Genomic DNA, 18,597 nt, shown 5'->3' on the forward strand with positions numbered 1-18,597 from the left:
TTCTAAAATTGAAGTTCTTCTTTCTCATAAATCGCGACCATTGCTGTACCATTACGCATCTCAATAATTAAAACTTGCGTGTCATATGGAATCTCTACTTTATGAAAACTTGCTGCACGCTTAGATATAATGCCGTTTGCCGTTTCAATCACCATTTCCCCAAAACCTTCAAGAGGAACGGGTACAATCACTTTTCCGACCTGACCTTCAAGCGATTCTTCTGTATAGGCAAGCGATACTTCCGCTGATCGTAAAGGAACGAGCAGGAAAAAATAGAGAAGTGCTGTCAATAAACTCGCAATTATAAGAGCAATGATGAATATGATGAAACTTGTTAAGCCGGTAAACTGTTCCAGCAAATAACCCGCAGCCGAAGTGAACGTAATAAACGAAAGGATTACAGCTGGGTCAAAAAATGGTGTTCCATCGACGGACACATCCGCAACATCTGCAAAAAATAAGTAAAGAACAGTGCAACACCCAATAACGATTAAGATGATTAAATAAATGGTTTCAATGGAATAACCAAACAAGTTGCCACCTCCTTAATGCTATTTAATAAATTTACGGATGAAATGGTAAAAAGTTTCAAAAAAATTATTATTTTCCGAAAAAACATAAAATGTATGCCAATTCTAGTGAATGACATACATCAAGGGAGAGAGGGAGCTTATTTCATTTGGAAATTATTTTTAACTTGAACAGTAAGCGGACTATTTTGTTCTATGTATTCCATCATTAAGTCGGGGATGAATTTATCTGCTTCACGAACAGGCAATTTTTTAAACATCTGCATTTGGTGCGCACCTGTTGCACGGTAGCTATTGACGGCAACTTCAAAAATCTCTTTATCCTGAATGGGTTTTCCTTCAAAAGTTAGCTTCGTGACACGTTGCCCAGTTTGTTGACGCAAATCAATTCCGTAATCAATGCCGCCCCACAAATCATAAATATACGGCTGAGGTTCCGGATAGTATACTGCCATACTAAAATCGATTTCTCCTTTATCATTTAGCGCAAAGACAGCTGCACTTTGTTCAATCGCACGTCGGATTTCCTTTCCGGTCATTTGAACGACGAGCAGTCGGTTAGATCGCGGAAGATTATGTAAAACTTGTTCACGGGTTATTTTTTTTTGAAAACCGCCTTGTTCATGGTAGGGCAGTTCAATGACCGAAATTTGGGCACCCGTGTAATGGAGCTGCATATCATGAAGCAACTGTGTATAGGGTGTCATTTTTGTCCGGGGCGTAAAAAAGTCTGTATAAGTCAGTACTTCATCCGCTGTTCCAATTTGTTGTTTTTTCCACGCATTAAATTCGGGGAAAGACTGCATTTTTAATTTGGAATCCACCTGGACGATAGATGGTTCAAAAGAAAATGTATTGTGTTCCACTGTGACATCAATTTGCGCAAAGCAATGAGCATTTGCCCCGGGTTGCACGACAGCAACACCGTTTTGTACTGTGGCAATTTCCAAATGCTGATGCCCGGTAATGAATATGTCAATGCCATCTATTTCATGAAGCATACGATAGCCTTCATTTTCGCCTTGTTCCAGATCTATTAGGTGACCGCTATCAAGATCCCTTTCAAAACCGCCGTGGTAGCTTAAAATGACAAGCTGTGCCTGTTCAACATCGCGGACATGCTTTACAGTATTTTTTGCACTTTCAAATGCGTTTTCGAAATACAGATGCTTTGTCGACTCACATTCATCCCAGTTTTTTGTGAAATGTGTCACGACCCCTATAACAGCAATGCGCAACCCGTTTATTTCTTTAATAAAATATGGTTCGGCAAACCCTGGAATATTGGCAGCGATCCAAGGGAAATTGGAGGTGTTGCGGATCGCTTGAATTTTTTCGGGAAAATAATTGAATTCATGATTTCCGAAAACTGCAACATCATAGCCAATTGTGTTCGCAAGTACAATTTGCGGATGCTGTTCTTGGATAATATAATCGTAATAATAACTTAAATGACTGCCCTGCAAAAAATCGCCGTTATCAATTAACAGGGCGGGCTGTATAGCGGAAATCATTTGAGCAAGCTGTGAAAAACGTTCGGTATGTCCATGAATATCGCTCGTCGCAATAATAGTAAATTTCATTGAGAAAACTTCCTTTAATATTTCATTTTTCCTTATTATAGCGCGAATTATTGCGCAACTGTTCTGAAAATGATTAAATAAATAGATGAAGCAGTTTACGTTAAATATTAGGAGTTGGTAATCATGATTACAGTAACGAACCGTATCCAAGTAAAAAAAGGCTTTGCCGAAAAAATGGCGCCAAAATTTGTACAACCAGGACCATTACAAGAATTTGAAGGTTTCCAAAAAGTAGAAGTATTAGTTTCAACGCAGTTTGAAGAATATGATGAAATGAGCGTTGTTATGTACTGGGATTCAAAAGAGAGTTTTGCTGTATGGCGTGAAAGTGATGCATTCAAACAATCTCACAAACGTCCATCTGAAGGCCAAGGCGAAGGTCACCAAGGTGAATCACCAATGCTAGGTTCACAAATCGTAATCGCTGAAGTAGCAGGCACAATCTCAAAATAATGTTAAGGGGTGTCCTAATGTTTTATTAGGACACCTTTATGCTATACATACTATTTATTGAATTACATAGAGCTTATGCTTTAACAAATAGTGAATGGAAACAGAAAGGTGTTTTTAATGTCGAACATGGTGCAGTATTTTTATGACGGACAGTTTTTGAAATGCTATGAAGAAGCAAAACGCCAATTACAAGGCGGCGAAAATGAAGAACAGGCAACGCAATTTTTAAAAATCTTTGAAAAATACGAGTATGAAAAATTTCCGAAGCCAGCAGCACAGAAGATTGCGCAAAGTGTTGAACGTGCCAATGAAAGCTATCCTGAAAATGATGAGGTTGAACAACTGCGGGCAATAAAAGATGAGCAGCAGTTTTCGGAAAAAGTGAAACAGCTTGAACACGATGCACGGACAGCGGATGCTGAACGGAAAGCTCAGTCGTTTTATGTACAGGGCCATCTTTTTTTAATGGCGCATCATTATGATGAAAGTGTGCACTGCTTTATGGAAGCGGTGAAACATCATCCGAATAAGGCATTGTATTACGGGATTGCAGGGCAGACGATGAACCGCTTTAACTGGTCGCCGTTTGATGTGATGGTCTATATTGAGCGGGCCATCGATCTGGATCCGGAAAACGCAAGATGGTACTGGAATAAGGCGCTCGTTTTAACACAGTTGTACAAAGATTTAAATGCCGAGCCGTTTTTGGAAAATGCTTTAATTTCAATTGAAAAAGCAATCGAGACGAGCCGCGAAGATCAAGTATCACTGCGTTCAGGCATTGATTCAACATTGGAAAATTTGAAAGAATATCTTTTCAATTAACGAAGCACCGGTAGATGGAGGAACAAGCATGAAGTTTTTATCTTGGAAAGGTATTTCAATATACTTAACGATCATTTTATTTTTACTTATTTTTATTCAGATTCTGGACTGGAATAAAGGGAAAGACAAAGAGGGTCAATATGCAGTAGAGCTGGAAAAAGCGTATACGGATCTGGTTGATTTTCAAACATATATTTTGAACGATGAAGTGCAGATCGACGAGAATAAGCATGTGCTGACGATGTACGAAAAAAACTTTCAATATCAGCTAAGCATGTTCATTGATATTTTCGGCAATAAAAAAGTGGGAGAAGAGAACCTATTTGACTCCTATAAACAAATCGATGAGGCATTGGCAGCATTTTACGAAGCAGAAAGTGCGGAACAGCAAGGGCAGGCACATGAGCAGTTGCTCGATGCAAAACAATCGCTGTTTACGATATTGCATGACCTGAAATAGCATGTGGGCTCACGAACGCTTTGGTGGAAGCGGGGCGTGGGCTTTTTTGTGGGGTGGAGCCGCTGCGGGTGGAGATGTTCTAATATCCGTGCCGGAAGTTCTAATAAAACCGAAAAAGTTCTAATATATCACTGGTCTTCTAATATATTTCGCGGATCTTCTAATAAGTAGCTCCGACTTTCGAATATCGCTGTCAGAAGTTCTAATAAGTCTCTCAGGTTTTCTAATAAACTAGAAAAAGTTCTAATAAAACAATTTAGGTGGACACGATAGCCACCTTGAAACCTTATTAAGCCAATTTCTTCGGCCAAAAACGCCCGAACTTCTAATATCCCTGCCAAAAGTTCTAATAAGCCCCTCAGATCTTCTAATAAACAGAAAAAAGTTCTAATAAATCAAAGTACGCTGCTTCAATTTCTTCTAAGTTTAGGTTAAGATTAAATTGAGTCATATTAATTCCTCCTAATGTTTTGGTCGCACAATACATTTACCCAGGAATTAATATGACTTTTCACTTTTACATAATTATATATACATATTCAAGCCAAACACACCCCAACCCCAAAAAAAGCCATCCCAAAGTTCTCTACCAACTTCAGGACAGCCTCAGCCACTCACATTCATTACTTTTTCTTCTTTTTATCCTTCACAAACGCAAACACAATCATCGCAACCCAAATCACAACGATCGCTATAAAAATATAAAAGTTTTTAGATGAGCTGGATAAACTCAACTCATCCGCTAAAATCCCTGATATCGACTGCAATTGTGCACTTAATAAAATAATCAATGCACCAATAAATAACATGATCTTAGAATCAATATTAAAGCGCAGCAGCACTATAATGAATAAAGCTGAGAAAATCAGCAACAGGGTGAAGAGGGGATCCAGTAATGTGAGTGTCCCGTCCTTTGCAAAGTTTTCGTACGTAAATGTCATGAAAAATTCTCCTTACTTTACTAAGCCATTTTGAAATGCATAGACGACAGCCTGTGTGCGGTCCTGCACTTCGAGTTTACTTAAAATATTGCTGACATGGGTTTTCACCGTTTTTAATGCGATAAACAGTTCTTCTGCTATTTCCTGATTGGCAAGGCCGCGAGCCATACATAACAGTACTTCCAATTCCCGGTCTGTTAAATGGTTATGCAGGGCGGGGGCTGTTCCGCGCATACGGGCCATTACCCGTGTTGTTGCTTCCGGCTCAAGTACGGTTTCCCCGGCCATCGTTTTCCGGATCGCGTCGGCAATTTGTTTGGCATTGCTCGTTTTCAGTATATAGCTGACAGCACCTGCTTCAAGTGCCGGGTACAATTTATCGTCATCGATAAAGCTTGTGACAATCATTACTTTTGCTTGCGGCCATTGTGCCAGAATTTCGGCAGTCGCTTCAGCACCTGTCTTGATCGGCATTACATTATCCATCAGCACAATATCCGGCTTTAGCGACAGTACTGTTTCAATTGCTTCCTCACCGTTTGTCGCTTCACCGATGACTTCGATATCGGGCTGTGCCGATAAATAGGCAGAAACCCCGATTCGAACCATCTCGTGATCATCTACTATAACAACTTTAATCATTCATTTGCCCCTCCTTTTTTAGCGAAACTTTTACTTCTACAATCGTTCCTTCATCCGGTACAGAGACAATTTTATACGTGCAGCCAATCTCGACAGCGCGTTCGGCAATATTGCGCAGCCCGTAAGAAGTCGTTTTATCGCCCTCCATATTAAATCCGAGGCCGTTATCCTGAATGCGCAAAATCGCCAGATGGTCGCGAGCAATTAATAACAGTTCGACTTCTGTTGCTTTTGCATGCCGTAATGTATTCGATAAAGCTTCCTGAGCAATACGGAATAAATGATCCTCCTCTGCTTTGGATAATCCGATTTCTTCGATTTGGTAATCAATATTGAAATATACTTTTTCCTGTAATTCTACAATTAGATCTTCTAAACCTTCCGCCAAGCTTTTATTGTGCAGGGCAACAGGGCGCAAGTGAAGGAGAAGTGCACGCATTTCAAGCTGTGCCTGCTGGACGATTTTCTCCACCTGTTTAAGCTGTTTTTGTGCAGTATCATCTTGACGCTGTTCTGTAAGCGCGGAGAGAAGCATGGATGCTGCAAACAGCTGCTGGGATACAGAATCATGCAGTTCGCGAGCAAGCCGCTGACGTTCAGCGAGGAGCCGCTCCTGGACGATGGCGTCATTTGTTTCAACTTTTTCATTGGAAAGTCGCTGTAAAGATGTTCGCTGTGTTTCAATTAATTCATTTGTCTCACGCAATGCCTTTTTCAAAGAGCCATTCGCTTTCTTGAATTTTTGTGCAAAATCAGGCTCCGCAACTTTTTTCACAATGCGTGTCATCTGATTTTCTTTCATTTTCAGTGCAATTGAAATCCATAATGAAATAAAGAAGCTCGTCGTTGTTGCGATAATGGCGATAACAGCGACAAGCGGAATTGAGTAATCATCGTTTTCCCATAAAAAACGCCAAGTCTCTTCCTCAGGCTGGCCGAGCAGGAAAACGAAAATATTCATAACAAATGTCGCAAAAACCATCATGAGTATAAAAAAGCGTATAATAAATGCAATCATCCGCGCTGCACCTCCACATCGCCAATCCAAGATGTTACATAAACGACAAGGACACGTTTTGCATCCATTTCTCCATCTTCAAAATGGAGCTGTTCATTAATACACTGCTTTGGCGCATAGTTCAGGTATGTTGCTTCACCGTATAAAGTGGAGTAATGAAGCTGAATCGTCACTTCATAAGGCACAATAACCCGTACTTTTCCAAGAGATTGATGGATCACGATAATCGATTTCCCGTTTGGTAAAATGGTTTCGGTCGTATCAATCGTAATATCGCCGATAAAGCGTTGAATATGAACATCTTTCCAATGATAGCTTTCTGTCGGAGCACCTGTTGTTCCGATTAATTGATTCTGATTTGATGTATTGGCAAAGTGGCTTTTGATTTCCATCACTTGCTCTTTTTTCGTTAAGTATTGGTATAAAAGAAAGACAAGCACACCAATGATTAAAAGGCGCAGTGTCCAAATATTAATAATAGCAAAGAATAATAGAACGAGTCCCGTCCATAATAAGTAACGCTTCTTCTTTTTAAAGCTGAAAAATAGAAACAGTGCACCCAAAATCAGCAAAAACACGGTGCCATTATTGAAAAGTGTCAGTTCGATTAATACGACAAGAGCCATACTAATCGCTATAATTGCAAGCTGATCAGATGTAATTTTCGGCATAGTGCCTCCCCCTATAACGTGCAAAATGGAGAAAGCACTTTGCCTTCTCCTTTTACGCATTATATCATTATTTTGGTTGTTCTATGAGCTTTTGTTCTTTTTCAAGCTGTGCCAATCGAGCTTCAAAAGAGGTTACTTCATATTTACGCTCGATATTTTGAGATAATTCATCAATATACGTTGATAGTTCATCGAAATTATCAGCATTGTCCGAAGTTAGAACTTTATCCATCTGGTGGTTGGCACGCACGACATTTTCTTTGCCCATCAGCTGTAGTTGGCGCACTTTCATATCTTTAATTTTATGTTTCATCGTTTCGAATTTGCGTTCCAGTGCAAAGTATTCTGTATTCGCAGCATCAATGCTTGAAAGAAGAGCATGTTTTCTGGCAGTGTAAGCCGTTATTTCTTCCTGTGCAAACGCAATCAGTTCAGCTTCTTCAGTTGACTGAGCCAATAAAAGCTGTTTTTCACGCTTCTCAAGCATTTCGATTGTTTGTGAAAGTTGGACTTCCAGCTCTTTTTTCAGCTGTGCTTGACGTGCAAGCAATTTTCCTGTTTCTTCAGTTTGTTTTTCTGCTTCACGAATATAGTGGTTCAGCATTTTAATTGGGTTTTTATCGACCTTCTTATCAAACATATCATGTAAATCCGCCTGAATTGAATATTTAAATTTTGTAAATAAATTTCTCATTGTCCATCGCTCCTATTTGTTTAAATTTGCCCATTCGCGTTCAAAGTTTGTAAATGGATCTTCTTCCTCTTTTTTGCCTGGTAAAAATTCAATCTTTTCATTTTTACGTGCTTTATAAAGATAAAACAATACACCGATTGCAGCTAAACCGATAAAGCCTGGGATGTTTGATAATGCACTTACTAAACCGGCTAAAGCGACAACTAGGCTCATTACTTTTCCGAAAGTAGATTTACTTTCTGTGTAATAGTGCAGACCTGCTGCCAGAAGTGCTCCTGAGATTAATAAGCCGGCTACCGGTGCGAGCAGGCAAAGTGCAATGATCGCTGTGATAAAAGCCACTGAATATAAGAAAAACTTTTTCATTATGTGTTCCTCCTTGTCGTTGATATATTCATGTTACCGTGAATTCAAAAAACCGATAACGACCTGTTACCGTATTTTCATCTAGGTCTCGAGACTGAGACGGACTCAGACAGTTATTTGCATGAGTTAACTTCTGCCGGGAGAGTTAAAATATATAGAAACGTAATAACTTTTATTGTATAATGCTTGTTGGAGAGTTTTTCTCGGTACATAAGTAGTGGAGGAGGTTGGACAAAATGGCTTTATGGTTAGGAATTACACTTATCGTCGTAGCTTTAATCGGGGGCGTGGCAATTGGGTTCTACGCAGCTCGTCAATATATGATGAAGTATTTAAAAGAAAACCCGCCAATTAATGAACAAATGATTCGCGTGATGATGGCACAAATGGGACGTAAACCGTCTGAAAAACAAGTGCGTCAAATGATGGCACAAATGAACAAATTCCAAGATAAATAATGAAAAGTTGGACTACCTTTCGCATTCTATTGAGTGAAGAAGGTAGTTTTTATTTTCTGCAAAACAAAATTCAGAATATTTCGTTGAAAAGAACAATAATCTAGTCTATCCTTATATAGATTGTAAGTATTGGAGGGAAGAGAAAATGGCAACAGAGAAAACGAATGTAGAGAGCTTTGATTTAGACCATACGATAGTGGTCGCACCGTATGTACGTTTAGCGGGCACAAAAGAAGGGGCGAAGGGCGATGTCGTGACAAAATTTGATATCCGCTTTAAGCAGCCGAACAAAGAGCATATGGAAATGCCGGCACTTCATTCACTGGAACATTTAATGGCAGACCGTATCCGCAATCATAGTGACGCGGTTGTCGATATCTCGCCAATGGGCTGTCAAACAGGCTTTTATGTCTCATTTATGAACTATGATGACTACGAAGGCGTGTTGGCGATTTTAGAAAAGACCGTTCAGGATGTTTTGGCGGCGACTTCTGTTCCTGCCTGCAATGAAGTTCAATGTGGTTGGGCGGCAAGCCATAGTTTAGAAGGTGCGCAACAGATGGCAAAAGAATTTTTAGCCAAGCGCGGTGAATGGCATATCGTTTTTAATGATTAATAGGAAATGTATAGTGCCTCCATTTAATTGGGGGCTTTTTTTGTTCCCGCCTCCAAACCAAAAAGCACTTCCTGTTCAATGAAACGAACAGAAAGTGCTTATTTCTTTTAGATTAAAGAATCCGTTGTATTGCGGTATGCCGGTACATAGTCATGCAGGAACTTGGCTACCGTTTGCTCATAGTCACCCGGGTTATCGTTGAATGATTTCGCATGCTCTCCTTTTTCAAACAGTTTCAGCATTTTAGGTTCGGGTTTTTGTTCGAACAGTTCTTCGGCCATTGTGGAAGGAATGAAATCATCCGGCGTACTGTGAATAAAGAGGACGGGCTTTTGAATTTGTTTTACAGCAACAATCGGCATTACTTCTTTTACGGAATAGCCATCGCGGATTCGCATGAAAAAGTCTGCGAAAGGGAGGGTATATTTCGAATCGATCGGTACAACACTTTCAAAAATTCGTTTTAGAAGCTCAGGGAAGTTTGAAAAAGCGCAGTCGGAAACATAGAAATCCGCATTATCTGATAACGTGCCTGCATAGAGCAGTGTTGTTGCCGCGCCCATTGATTCACCGTGAATACCGAGCAGGGCATCTTCCCCGGTAATAGCTCGGATCGTATCAACTACTGCCTGTAAATCGTATTTTTCATAATGGCCGTAACTTGTTGTTTTTCCTTGAGATTCTCCGTGACGGCGATGATCGTATACAAAAGCATTAAAACCAAGCCGTTCAAACATTCGGGCATAGCGCATCGAGTTAATTTTATTTTCAGTGACGCCATGACAGATGATGACTGTATTTTTCGTTTCCAAAGGTTTTAAATAGATGCCGCTTATTTTATAGCCATTTGGAGAATCGATCAATAATATTTCTTTCGGACAGCCTTCATACCATGCTTCATCAAAGCGTTTTGCCGCAATTTCGCGTTCGCGGATGAAAGCATCGTCCTTTTTCTTTATATACATAATGTGATTTGTCATCACGACACCAGTGATTGTTGTAGCAGCTGCCAGCAGCGTTGTTACAATACTGCCAGATAAAAACAGTGTACGTTTTTTCATGAAAATCACTCCTTAATTAATTTAATATTCGATGAGTTATTGGGATAAATCAACTAATATGTATCTATTTATTATTGGAAACTTTTGTGTGAAAAATGCGAAATATTTGATAAAATTTAGTTAAGCAAGTTCAAATTTGCTCACAAAGGGACCATTCACAATAAAGGGGGATATATTCATGACAGAAGTTGTAATAGTAAGTGCAGTACGTACGCCAATTGGTGCTTTTCAGGGGGCATTAAAAGATATTTCGGCTCCGACTTTAGGGAGTATCGTAATAAAAGAAGCATTGAATCGTGTTCAATTAGATCCATCAACAGTTGATGAAGTTATTATGGGGAATGTTCTTGCAGCAGGTTTAGGTCAAAACCCGGCAAGACAGGCAAGTATTCAAGCTGGTTTACCATACACAGTTCCAGCGATGACAATTAATAAAGTATGTGGTTCAGGCTTAAAGGCCGTTCATTTAGCAGCACAGGCAATCATTGCCGGGGATGCGGAAGTTGTTGTCGCTGGAGGCTTTGAAAATATGAGTCAAGCACCATATATTATGCGAAATGCAAGAGAAGGTTTCCGCATGGGAGATCAAAAAATTATCGATACATTAATTCAGGATGGCTTATGGTGTGCATTTAATGACTATCATATGGGGGTAACTGCTGAAAACTTATGTGATCAATATGACATTTCACGTCAGGAGCAGGATGAATTTGCAGCGCGCTCTCAAGCCCGTGCTTCTGAAGCAATTTCCGCAAATAAATTCGCTGAAGAAATTGTCCCTGTAGAAATTCCTCAGCGTAAAGGGGAGCCGGTTATTTTTTCACAAGATGAATATGTAAAACATGGAACAACGGCAGAAAAATTGAACGGGTTACGTCCTGCTTTCAAGAAAGACGGTTCGGTTACTGCAGGGAACGCTTCCGGCATTAATGACGGAGCTGCAGCAGTTGTCGTGATGTCAAAGCAGCGCGCTTTTGAATTAGGCCTTACACCACTTGCTACGATCGTCGCAAATGCGAGCGCAGGGGTTGATCCTTCTGTAATGGGAATCGGACCGGTAACTGCGGTGAAAAAAGCTTTGTCGAAAGCGAATGTAACATTGGATGATATGGACTTAATCGAAGCGAATGAAGCATTTGCCGCTCAGGCGATTGCAGTTGATCGCGAATTGGCGTTCAATCATGATAAACTAAATGTAAATGGCGGGGCAATTGCACTTGGTCACCCAATCGGGGCAAGCGGAACACGAATTTTGGTTACATTATTACATGAAATGCAAAAACGGGATGCAAAATTAGGTCTTGCAACATTATGTATTGGTGGCGGACAAGGTGTTGCAACAATTGTACAACGCTAAAATTAATTGTAGGTGAAAATGATGGCAAAAAAGAAACAGCAAAGAACGACGAATGAATTCGAGCTTCCAAAAGATAAGGCAGCAACATTGGCCGATCAGTTAGGCGGCGATGTATTAGCCAAGCTGAAGGCAGCGAAGCAGGAAATGGTGGCAGACGAAAAGGCGAAAGAAGAAGAGCGTCTGGCAAAAGCGGCATTCGAACGCAAACAACGCGAAAAAAATATGAGCTTTGAAGAACTGTTAAATCAATACGGCGACAAAGGTTCGAAATTTTAACGGTAACCCAGAATAATTTATAAAGAAGCTTTCTAAATATGAAAAGATAGCACACTATTTTTGTGTGCTATCTTTTTTAAATACAACAATAATAAGTTTTGCGAGCACTAACAATGTAAACGCACCACATGCATCGAGCACGACATCTTCTACGAGGCCGCTGCGACCCGGAATCATACTTTGGCGGTATTCATCGAGGCTTGCGATTACTACGACTGTAAAAAAGGCAAGAACGATCGGAAAGCGCCATTTTAGCTTACGGTATAAAGTATAGAATATAACCGCTAATAAACCGTATCCGAAGAAATGGGTAGCTTTCCGGATCAGAAACTCAAGAAATTGAAAATACCCTCGTGTTTCAACCGATATAATTTGTCCCCAATATGGAATTTCAAACTGACTTAACCATGCTTCAAAAGGTTTGTCTTTTAATAGATCTTTTAACGCCGGAACTATCGTTTGCTGTTCATAGCTCATATTGGACATTACCATGACAACGATTACTCCGATGATGACGAGAACAATCCATTTTTTCATCTATGCTCAGTGTAACGGTCGGTTTTTGTCCAGCTGTCGATCTCCGAAATATTTTGCATTATTTGCGCTTTTTCATAAGCATGCAGATTTTGCTGCAGTTGTGTGAGTGTACGCGCTCCAATTACTGTAGAAGCAACCGTTGGGTATTGTAAATTGAAAGCGAGGGCAGCTGCATGTACATCATCGCATTGCTGTTCAATTTTTTGCAGCACATCTTTTGCTGCCGCTTCATCATAGCTCATATAAGACTTTAAGCGTGTGCGCCATTCGTTCGTCAGCAACCCTTTTGCAATCGATCCGCGTGTTACGACAGAAGCACCTGTCTGTTGAATCTGATCGAAAAATTCGCTTGCACGTTCATCAAAAATATTAAACTGCATCATATTGCTGATGGCATCACTGTTTTGCAGAAATGGCATGAAAACATTCGGTCTGATGGAGGAAATGCCGTATTCGCGAATAAGTCCTTCTTTTTTCAAATTTTCAAATGTGTCGGTAATTTCTTCCCAATTATCTTCGGTCGTACCGCCATGTAACTGGTAAAGGTCCAAGTAATCTGTCTGTAGTCGTTGTAGGCTGTCACGTACCGCTTTATTAATATAATTTGCGGATGTATCCCAGCTCCAACCTTCCTTGCCTTCTTCCCAACGATTTCCGACTTTAGATGCCAGGTAAATATTTTGGCGGTGAGGCTTCAGTGCCGCCCCAACAACTTTTTCGTTTTCTCCCTGATTATACAGATCGGCGGTATCAAAGTAATTAATGCCTGCATCAATTGCAGCATGAATGACCTCTTCTGCTTCTGCTGGATTTGGAGGTAATGACATACAGCCTAAACTAATTTCAGAAATACGAAGATTGCTTGTACCTAATTGTCGTTTTTTCATGTTAATTCCTCCCTGGTTCAATATTTTAGAAAAGCTCTTACTAATGGTACAATGAATATAAGCAAGAGAACAAGTGGAGGCATGGTCATGAAAAAATTTGAAGAAAAAACAATTCAATCCCAACCAATCTATTCCGGGAAGGTTATTTCATTAAAAGTAGACGATGTATCGCTTCCGAATGGTGAAACAGGGAAGCGTGAAATTATTAATCATCCAGGAGCAGTTGCAGTAATTGCCATCACGGAAAACAATAAAATTTTACTTGTTGAGCAATACCGTAAAGCTCTTGAACGTTCCATTGTGGAAATTCCTGCCGGTAAGCTGGAAAAAGGGGAGGAGCCTATTGTAACGGCCCGCCGCGAATTGGAGGAAGAGACAGGGTATACGTCTGATCATTTCGAATTTATTCAGGCTTTCGCTACTTCACCCGGGTTTGCGGATGAAATTATTCATATTTACGTAGCAGAAAAGTTGAAAAAATTAGACATTCCCGCTGAATTAGACGAAGATGAATTTGTAGAGTTAATGGAAGTATCACTGGAAGAAGCTGAAGCGATGGTTGCGGACGGCCGTATTTACGATGCCAAAACGGCTTTTGCGATTTTATGGCTGAAATTAAAAATGAAATTAAATCAATAATTGTTTACGCATAAGGACAATTTATGTGCATAAGTTGTATGGACAAGGAGGCGTCCAAATGCGTAAATATCTATATATTCAATATACTTCGATGATCGTCGTATGTTTCATTTGTGGTGTAGTTTGTTATCAGTTATTCGATATTGGACAAGTGCAGCAAATTATTAAATATAGTGATCGTAGACTGCTCCAAATGGAAAAACCTGAATTGCTTTGGAGTGTAGTTCCTTTCATAGTTGCCTTAAGTATTGTATTATTCTTTTCGACACATAAATATTTGCCGCGTATAGGCCTTATTTTTATTGCCATAAAAGTAACGTTTTTAGGCTTTAGCTCGGTGTATTTACTTGTACAGCATGAATCTATTAAACTCTATGCATTTTGGTGGTTTCCATTTCAGTTAATATATTGTGTACTTTTAATTATGCTCTATCAAATAACTACTAAAACTACGAGTAGACGAGCCTTGAAAACGGTAATGCCATGGAATAAGATCATTTTCCTGATAGTCGTGATGTTAATTGTTTTTGCAGTCGAAATTTTAGCAATTACTTATTTATTTAAATAATCATTGTCTTGTAATGAGATTTACTCATTTGGTATAATGAAAAGAGTTTAGGAGGGCGTCACATATGGAGAGCCGTATTGATCGAATTAAAAAGCAACTGCATAGTGCGAGCTATAAGCTGACGCCACAGCGAGAAGCAACAGTAGCGGTTTTACTGGAGCATGAGGAAGATCATTTAAGTGCTGAAGATGTTTACTTATTAGTAAAAGAAAAAGCACCAGAGATTGGACTAGCTACTGTATACCGTACATTGGAGCTTTTAACAGAGCTGAAAATTGTCGATAAAATTAATTTTGGTGATGGAGTGTCCCGTTATGATTTACGTCAAGAGGGCGCAAAGCATTTCCATCATCATCTAGTTTGTATCGAATGTGGCGCAGTAGATGAAATTCAAGAAGATTTACTAGAAGATGTAGAAGAAATTGTGGAGAAACGTTGGAACTTTATAATCAAAGATCACCGTCTGACATTCCATGGCATCTGCTGGCGTTGTCATGATAATAATGACAACTCTGGAGACAGCAATGCATAATCTATAATCAAAGAAGGGGCAGCATATTTTGCTGTTCTTTTTTTGTGCGCGATTTTGCTATTGCCGCAAAAAAAAACTCTATTTCCCTCAAATGAGAGAAATAGAGTTTTATTATTTTTATCTATTTCCCCGGATGATGGGCAACAATTAGAATCTTACCTGCATCCAGATCATTCTTTGCAGAAGCATGTTCATTTTCGCCTACACCGATATCAGCAAGCTGATGGTGCAGATCTTCCGGAGTACTTTGGAAGAAGTTTTTAATCGATGCCAAGAAGCCTTTTTCATTTTCCGTTGTTCCTGGAGTTTTGTTTGCATCAACATCGAAAAAGTCGGCAATATCTTCCGCACGTTTATTACTGTTTGCGAAAACATGAATATGATCGCGATCATAGCCCTCTGTAATAAATGATTCGATTACTGATTTTGCTTGCACACCGTTTTCTACTGATTTGATAATTGCCATATATATACACTCTCCTTTGTATGAATACTTATGTTATTCCCGAACTCTTACAATTAAAACGTTAAGATTCATAAAGTCGTATTTTAACTTTCGGGAGAACATGCATACAGCTGGAAATCATCTTGTTTAAACGGCTACTGTTCTATGAGATCATGCATTTTCTTTATTTCTAAAAACTGCAGCTGATGGCCATCAATTTCATGGATTTTAAATGCATAGTTTTCGAAAATAAATGTATCTTCAATATTTAAATCTGGCATGTTTGTGAAGTACCAGCCCCCGATTGTATCAACATTCGGGTCTTCAATATCAAGAAACAGCAGTTTAGAAATATCTTCAAGCAATACCTTAGAATAGACTAAATAATGATCATCACCAATTTTACGAATATCTGAAACTTCATCATCATCAAACTCATCGCGAATTTCACCGACAAGCTCTTCCAAAATGTCTTCAACGGTAATCATACCGCTCGTTCCGCCATATTCATCAAGCAGGATCGCAATGTGAATACGCTTTTTCTGCATTATCTGAAGCAAACTTTGAATCGGTGTTGTTTCAATTGTGCGAACGACCGGATTAATATAGTCTTCCAATTTAAATGTCGCCGGATTGATCCGATTATTCATACCGAGTGTTAAAAAGTCTTTAATGTTTAAAAAACCTAATATATTGTCGCGGTCCCCATCATAAACCGGGTAGCGTGTATAGCGTTCCTCTGAAACTTGTGTTAAAACTTCTTCGAACGTTGCAGTTACATCAAAGCCGACAATATCAGTACGGGGAACCATAATTTCACGTGCGATTTTATCATCGAATTCAAATACATTGTTTACATATTTTAATTCGTTTACATTGATCTCGCCGGATTTATAGCTCTCCGATAGAAGCAGGCGCAATTCCTCTTCCGTATGAGAGAGTTCATGTTCGCTCGCTGGTCGCATCCCGAACAATTTTAATAATAAACGTGCTGAACCATTTAAAAGCCAGATTAACGGGAACATAAGTTTATAGAATAATTGTATAGGCTTTGCGAATGCCAGTGTAATCGCTTCCGCTTTTTGGATGGCAATCGTTTTAGGTGCAAGTTCACCTACTACTACGTGGAAGAATGTCGCTAAAAAGAATGCGCCACCTAATGTAAACCAATGAATATATTCTGTGTCAATTCCAATCGATTCAAAGAATGGGTGAAGTATAAACTCAAATGTGGATTCACCGACCATACCGATTCCTAGCGCAGTAACCGTAATACCTAATTGACATGCCGATAAATATTCATCAAGGTGGGATGTTACATTTTTAGCTGAAATGGAACCGGCTTTACCCTCAGCTACAAGTTGGTCAATACGAGATTGACGTACTTTTACGATCGCAAATTCCGTTGCAACGAAAAAGGCCGTAAAAGCGATTAAAACCGCGAAAATAATTAAGTTAATGATTGTGGTCAAACGAGCGTTCTACTCACGAAGTAGAACGTTCACCTCCTAGTTATTTAAAATTAATAATAGTGATTGCATGAGTGCAACACTTTCAGGCGAAACTTTTTTACGGAGTTTCTGCCGCTCTTTGTCATCTAAATGCTCCATTAATACCGTTACATCATGTTCTAGCTTGCGCATTTGCAGTCGAATATCCTGAACATCGATTTCTTCGGGTTCTTCTTTTGAAGGGCCAAGTGAGCGGTGAATTTCTTCGAGGCACTTGCCAAGCTTCTTCTGCTCTTCAATCCAGTGTATACGTTCAATCATCTCTTTATCATAATAGCGATAATTGGATGCCGAACGTTCAACTTTTAGAAGGCCCAAATTCGTATAATAATCAATAGTTCGTTTTGTCACGCCAGTTGCTGCTGCAAGCTCTCCGATTTTTAGTTTGTCGATCCCAAATTATCACCTCAATCTGTCACGTTTTACTTTCAAGAATACCGTAAATAGTACATTTTGTAAATGGGATGCTATCTTACTGGAATACTGTGATGCACTGAAAAAATGGATGAATGAAGGATAAAACGTCACTTCAATTGTACGAAAATGGTAATATAAATGTATAGAATGCAAGAGGGGCGATGAATATGCAAGCTTTAAAAGATTCAATAGAAGATTATCTACATTTTATTAAAGTCGAACGTCAGCTATCTGATAATACATTACAATCCTATAAGCGTGATTTAGTCGCATATGCCCGTCACATCCATCATGAACAGCAGATCATGGAATTTGATAAAGTTATGCGCGAACATATTTTGCTTTATTTGGACAGCTTACGGTCTGTAGGAAAATCATCGAAGACGATATCGAGACAAATTTCATCGATTCGTTCTTTTCATCAGTTTTTATTGAGGGAAAAGGTGACGAATCAAGATCCTACCGTTCATTTGGAAATGCCTAAAAAAGAACTGTCTTTACCAAAAGTATTATCAATAGAAGAAATTGATGCACTTTTGACAGCACCGTCCGTTGAAAAACCACAGGGCACTCGGGATATTGCCATTTTGGAAATGATGTACGGTTCCGGAATGCGTATCAGTGAACTGATTGAACTGAACTTGGAAGATGTTCATATGACAATGGGCTTCGTCCGTGTATTTGGTAAGGGTGGAAAAGAACGTATTATACCGCTTGGGCGAAGTGCGATTTCTGCGTGTGTAAATTATTTGGAGCAGGCGAGACCTCAGCTTTTAGGTGATGCACCTAAAAATGATGCGTTTTTCATTACGCAGAGAGGGAAAAGATTCACGAGACAAGGCTGCTGGAAAATCATTAAGGAACATGCGTCAGCAGCAGGTATTTCCAAAGAAATTACACCGCATGTTCTGCGCCATTCCTTTGCGACACATCTCATTGAAAATGGTGCCGATTTGCGTGCGGTACAGGAGCTTTTAGGCCATGCAGATATATCAACGACACAAATTTATACACATGTAAGTAAAACCCGTTTATCGGAAGTATATAAACAATTCCATCCTCGTGCTTAAAAACGGCATAATCGCGTTAGACTAATGGGGAGCTTAGCTT

General features: G+C 39.5%; 25 protein-coding genes. 11 read left to right on the top strand and 14 right to left on the bottom strand.

Annotated features, from left to right (window positions below):
* Positions 1 to 2 precede the first annotated feature (2 nt).
* Positions 3 to 533, bottom strand: a complete 531-nt coding sequence (locus B5473_RS12645; RefSeq protein ID WP_079525686.1) for a hypothetical protein — start codon at positions 531 to 533, stop codon at positions 3 to 5.
* A 137-nt stretch (positions 534 to 670) separates the two neighbouring features.
* Positions 671 to 2,113: a bifunctional metallophosphatase/5'-nucleotidase gene (locus tag B5473_RS12650; RefSeq protein ID WP_079525688.1), complete on the bottom strand. Its 1,443-nt coding sequence runs from the start codon at positions 2,111 to 2,113 to the stop codon at positions 671 to 673.
* A gap of 123 nt (positions 2,114 to 2,236) precedes the next feature.
* On the opposite strand from B5473_RS12650, the gene B5473_RS12655 reads away from it, so the two are divergent.
* The 3 genes from B5473_RS12655 to B5473_RS12665 all read left to right on the top strand — a co-directional run bounded on the left by B5473_RS12655 (position 2,237) and on the right by B5473_RS12665 (position 3,851).
* Positions 2,237 to 2,566, top strand: a complete 330-nt coding sequence (locus tag B5473_RS12655; protein ID WP_079525690.1) for a heme oxygenase — start codon at positions 2,237 to 2,239, stop codon at positions 2,564 to 2,566.
* A gap of 117 nt (positions 2,567 to 2,683) precedes the next feature.
* Positions 2,684 to 3,391 carry an O-linked GlcNAc transferase gene (locus B5473_RS12660; RefSeq protein WP_079525692.1) on the top strand — a complete coding sequence of 236 codons (708 nt, stop codon included), beginning with the start codon at positions 2,684 to 2,686 and terminating at the stop codon, positions 3,389 to 3,391.
* A gap of 28 nt (positions 3,392 to 3,419) precedes the next feature.
* Positions 3,420 to 3,851, top strand: a complete 432-nt coding sequence (locus tag B5473_RS12665) for an iron ABC transporter substrate-binding protein (protein WP_079525694.1) — start codon at positions 3,420 to 3,422, stop codon at positions 3,849 to 3,851.
* A 623-nt stretch (positions 3,852 to 4,474) separates the two neighbouring features.
* Here B5473_RS12665 and B5473_RS12670 read toward each other — a convergent pair.
* The 6 genes from B5473_RS12670 to B5473_RS12695 form a co-directional block, all read right to left on the bottom strand.
* Positions 4,475 to 4,792 (bottom strand): acyl-CoA dehydrogenase, encoded by a 318-nt coding sequence (locus tag B5473_RS12670; protein WP_079525696.1) that lies wholly within the window; start codon positions 4,790 to 4,792, stop codon positions 4,475 to 4,477.
* Between the two features lie 12 nt (positions 4,793 to 4,804).
* Complete coding sequence (locus tag B5473_RS12675) at positions 4,805 to 5,434, bottom strand: response regulator transcription factor (protein ID WP_079525698.1); 630 nt, start codon at positions 5,432 to 5,434, stop codon at positions 4,805 to 4,807.
* The gene (locus B5473_RS12680) at positions 5,427 to 6,452 is read right to left on the bottom strand and encodes a sensor histidine kinase (RefSeq protein ID WP_079525700.1); all 1,026 of its coding nucleotides are present in this window, start codon (positions 6,450 to 6,452) and stop codon (positions 5,427 to 5,429) included. Before B5473_RS12680 ends, B5473_RS12675 begins: the two co-directional genes overlap by 8 nt.
* Positions 6,449 to 7,123, bottom strand: coding sequence for a cell wall-active antibiotics response protein LiaF (liaF, locus tag B5473_RS12685; protein WP_079525702.1), 675 nt, complete (start codon positions 7,121 to 7,123; stop codon positions 6,449 to 6,451). Before liaF ends, B5473_RS12680 begins: the two co-directional genes overlap by 4 nt.
* A 67-nt stretch (positions 7,124 to 7,190) precedes the next feature.
* The gene (locus B5473_RS12690; RefSeq protein ID WP_079525704.1) at positions 7,191 to 7,817 is read right to left on the bottom strand and encodes a PspA/IM30 family protein; all 627 of its coding nucleotides are present in this window, start codon (positions 7,815 to 7,817) and stop codon (positions 7,191 to 7,193) included.
* Between the two features lie 12 nt (positions 7,818 to 7,829).
* Complete coding sequence (locus B5473_RS12695; RefSeq protein WP_079525706.1) at positions 7,830 to 8,183, bottom strand: lmo0954 family membrane protein; 354 nt, start codon at positions 8,181 to 8,183, stop codon at positions 7,830 to 7,832.
* Between the two features lie 236 nt (positions 8,184 to 8,419).
* Between B5473_RS12695 and B5473_RS12700 the strand changes: the two genes are divergently transcribed.
* On the top strand, positions 8,420 to 8,641 hold the full coding sequence (locus B5473_RS12700; protein ID WP_008408061.1) for a YneF family protein: 222 nt from the start codon (positions 8,420 to 8,422) through the stop codon (positions 8,639 to 8,641).
* A gap of 145 nt (positions 8,642 to 8,786) precedes the next feature.
* A complete protein-coding gene (locus tag B5473_RS12705; RefSeq protein WP_079525708.1) occupies positions 8,787 to 9,257 on the top strand; it encodes an S-ribosylhomocysteine lyase in 471 nt (156 codons plus the stop codon).
* Positions 9,258 to 9,364: 107 nt separating this feature from the next.
* On the opposite strand, the gene B5473_RS12710 is transcribed toward B5473_RS12705, so the two are convergent.
* Positions 9,365 to 10,318, bottom strand: a complete 954-nt coding sequence (locus B5473_RS12710; RefSeq protein WP_079525710.1) for an alpha/beta hydrolase — start codon at positions 10,316 to 10,318, stop codon at positions 9,365 to 9,367.
* A gap of 178 nt (positions 10,319 to 10,496) precedes the next feature.
* On the opposite strand from B5473_RS12710, the gene B5473_RS12715 reads away from it, so the two are divergent.
* Together B5473_RS12715 and B5473_RS12720 are read left to right on the top strand one after the other, a co-directional pair.
* On the top strand, positions 10,497 to 11,675 hold the full coding sequence (locus B5473_RS12715) for an acetyl-CoA C-acetyltransferase (RefSeq protein ID WP_079525712.1): 1,179 nt from the start codon (positions 10,497 to 10,499) through the stop codon (positions 11,673 to 11,675).
* A gap of 21 nt (positions 11,676 to 11,696) precedes the next feature.
* Positions 11,697 to 11,951 carry a YqkE family protein gene (locus B5473_RS12720; protein ID WP_008408065.1) on the top strand — a complete coding sequence of 85 codons (255 nt, stop codon included), beginning with the start codon at positions 11,697 to 11,699 and terminating at the stop codon, positions 11,949 to 11,951.
* A gap of 54 nt (positions 11,952 to 12,005) precedes the next feature.
* Here the strand turns inward: B5473_RS12720 and B5473_RS12725 are convergent, their stop codons facing one another.
* The gene (locus B5473_RS12725; protein WP_079525714.1) at positions 12,006 to 12,488 is read right to left on the bottom strand and encodes a VanZ family protein; all 483 of its coding nucleotides are present in this window, start codon (positions 12,486 to 12,488) and stop codon (positions 12,006 to 12,008) included.
* Positions 12,485 to 13,375, bottom strand: a complete 891-nt coding sequence (locus B5473_RS12730) for an aldo/keto reductase (protein ID WP_079525716.1) — start codon at positions 13,373 to 13,375, stop codon at positions 12,485 to 12,487. Before B5473_RS12730 ends, B5473_RS12725 begins: the two co-directional genes overlap by 4 nt.
* An 87-nt stretch (positions 13,376 to 13,462) precedes the next feature.
* Here B5473_RS12730 and B5473_RS12735 point away from each other — a divergent pair, with 87 nt between their 5' ends.
* From B5473_RS12735 to fur, 3 genes are all read left to right on the top strand, one after another.
* Positions 13,463 to 14,014: an NUDIX domain-containing protein gene (locus B5473_RS12735; RefSeq protein ID WP_079525718.1), complete on the top strand. Its 552-nt coding sequence runs from the start codon at positions 13,463 to 13,465 to the stop codon at positions 14,012 to 14,014.
* A 58-nt stretch (positions 14,015 to 14,072) separates the two neighbouring features.
* On the top strand, positions 14,073 to 14,582 hold the full coding sequence (locus B5473_RS12740) for a hypothetical protein (RefSeq protein ID WP_079525720.1): 510 nt from the start codon (positions 14,073 to 14,075) through the stop codon (positions 14,580 to 14,582).
* Positions 14,583 to 14,646: 64 nt separating this feature from the next.
* The gene (gene fur, locus B5473_RS12745) at positions 14,647 to 15,114 is read left to right on the top strand and encodes a ferric iron uptake transcriptional regulator (protein WP_079525722.1); all 468 of its coding nucleotides are present in this window, start codon (positions 14,647 to 14,649) and stop codon (positions 15,112 to 15,114) included.
* A 121-nt stretch (positions 15,115 to 15,235) separates the two neighbouring features.
* Here fur and B5473_RS12750 read toward each other — a convergent pair whose 3' ends face one another.
* The 3 genes from B5473_RS12750 to B5473_RS12760 all read right to left on the bottom strand — a co-directional run bounded on the left by B5473_RS12750 (position 15,236) and on the right by B5473_RS12760 (position 17,421).
* The gene (locus B5473_RS12750; protein WP_079525724.1) at positions 15,236 to 15,580 is read right to left on the bottom strand and encodes a general stress protein; all 345 of its coding nucleotides are present in this window, start codon (positions 15,578 to 15,580) and stop codon (positions 15,236 to 15,238) included.
* A 134-nt stretch (positions 15,581 to 15,714) separates the two neighbouring features.
* The gene (locus tag B5473_RS12755) at positions 15,715 to 17,031 is read right to left on the bottom strand and encodes a hemolysin family protein (protein ID WP_079525726.1); all 1,317 of its coding nucleotides are present in this window, start codon (positions 17,029 to 17,031) and stop codon (positions 15,715 to 15,717) included.
* Positions 17,032 to 17,067: 36 nt separating this feature from the next.
* Positions 17,068 to 17,421, bottom strand: a complete 354-nt coding sequence (locus B5473_RS12760; RefSeq protein WP_254865310.1) for a MerR family transcriptional regulator — start codon at positions 17,419 to 17,421, stop codon at positions 17,068 to 17,070.
* A 233-nt stretch (positions 17,422 to 17,654) separates the two neighbouring features.
* Between B5473_RS12760 and xerD the strand changes: the two genes are divergently transcribed.
* A complete protein-coding gene (gene xerD / locus B5473_RS12765; RefSeq protein WP_079525730.1) occupies positions 17,655 to 18,557 on the top strand; it encodes a site-specific tyrosine recombinase XerD in 903 nt (300 codons plus the stop codon).
* The last annotated feature ends 40 nt before the right edge of the window (positions 18,558 to 18,597 follow it).

The organism is Solibacillus isronensis (assembly GCF_900168685.1).
GTDB classification, from domain to species: Bacteria; Bacillota; Bacilli; order Bacillales_A; family Planococcaceae; genus Solibacillus; species Solibacillus isronensis_A.

What these genes read in the sequence shown, in the direction of transcription:
- B5473_RS12650 (WP_079525688.1), bottom strand. Translation starts at nt 2,113, where the DNA reads ATGAAATTTACTATTATTGCGACGAGCGATATTCATGGACATACCGAA.
- B5473_RS12655 (WP_079525690.1), top strand. Translation starts at nt 2,237, where the DNA reads ATGATTACAGTAACGAACCGTATCCAAGTAAAAAAAGGCTTTGCCGAA.
- B5473_RS12660 (WP_079525692.1), top strand. Translation starts at nt 2,684, where the DNA reads ATGTCGAACATGGTGCAGTATTTTTATGACGGACAGTTTTTGAAATGC.
- B5473_RS12665 (WP_079525694.1), top strand. Translation starts at nt 3,420, where the DNA reads ATGAAGTTTTTATCTTGGAAAGGTATTTCAATATACTTAACGATCATT.
- B5473_RS12670 (WP_079525696.1), bottom strand. Translation starts at nt 4,792, where the DNA reads ATGACATTTACGTACGAAAACTTTGCAAAGGACGGGACACTCACATTA.
- B5473_RS12675 (WP_079525698.1), bottom strand. Translation starts at nt 5,434, where the DNA reads ATGATTAAAGTTGTTATAGTAGATGATCACGAGATGGTTCGAATCGGG.
- B5473_RS12680 (WP_079525700.1), bottom strand. Translation starts at nt 6,452, where the DNA reads ATGATTGCATTTATTATACGCTTTTTTATACTCATGATGGTTTTTGCG.
- liaF (WP_079525702.1), bottom strand. Translation starts at nt 7,123, where the DNA reads ATGCCGAAAATTACATCTGATCAGCTTGCAATTATAGCGATTAGTATG.
- B5473_RS12690 (WP_079525704.1), bottom strand. Translation starts at nt 7,817, where the DNA reads ATGAGAAATTTATTTACAAAATTTAAATATTCAATTCAGGCGGATTTA.
- B5473_RS12695 (WP_079525706.1), bottom strand. Translation starts at nt 8,183, where the DNA reads ATGAAAAAGTTTTTCTTATATTCAGTGGCTTTTATCACAGCGATCATT.
- B5473_RS12700 (WP_008408061.1), top strand. Translation starts at nt 8,420, where the DNA reads ATGGCTTTATGGTTAGGAATTACACTTATCGTCGTAGCTTTAATCGGG.
- B5473_RS12705 (WP_079525708.1), top strand. Translation starts at nt 8,787, where the DNA reads ATGGCAACAGAGAAAACGAATGTAGAGAGCTTTGATTTAGACCATACG.
- B5473_RS12710 (WP_079525710.1), bottom strand. Translation starts at nt 10,318, where the DNA reads ATGAAAAAACGTACACTGTTTTTATCTGGCAGTATTGTAACAACGCTG.
- B5473_RS12715 (WP_079525712.1), top strand. Translation starts at nt 10,497, where the DNA reads ATGACAGAAGTTGTAATAGTAAGTGCAGTACGTACGCCAATTGGTGCT.
- B5473_RS12720 (WP_008408065.1), top strand. Translation starts at nt 11,697, where the DNA reads ATGGCAAAAAAGAAACAGCAAAGAACGACGAATGAATTCGAGCTTCCA.
- B5473_RS12725 (WP_079525714.1), bottom strand. Translation starts at nt 12,488, where the DNA reads ATGAAAAAATGGATTGTTCTCGTCATCATCGGAGTAATCGTTGTCATG.
- B5473_RS12730 (WP_079525716.1), bottom strand. Translation starts at nt 13,375, where the DNA reads ATGAAAAAACGACAATTAGGTACAAGCAATCTTCGTATTTCTGAAATT.
- B5473_RS12735 (WP_079525718.1), top strand. Translation starts at nt 13,463, where the DNA reads ATGAAAAAATTTGAAGAAAAAACAATTCAATCCCAACCAATCTATTCC.
- B5473_RS12740 (WP_079525720.1), top strand. Translation starts at nt 14,073, where the DNA reads ATGCGTAAATATCTATATATTCAATATACTTCGATGATCGTCGTATGT.
- fur (WP_079525722.1), top strand. Translation starts at nt 14,647, where the DNA reads ATGGAGAGCCGTATTGATCGAATTAAAAAGCAACTGCATAGTGCGAGC.
- B5473_RS12750 (WP_079525724.1), bottom strand. Translation starts at nt 15,580, where the DNA reads ATGGCAATTATCAAATCAGTAGAAAACGGTGTGCAAGCAAAATCAGTA.
- xerD (WP_079525730.1), top strand. Translation starts at nt 17,655, where the DNA reads ATGCAAGCTTTAAAAGATTCAATAGAAGATTATCTACATTTTATTAAA.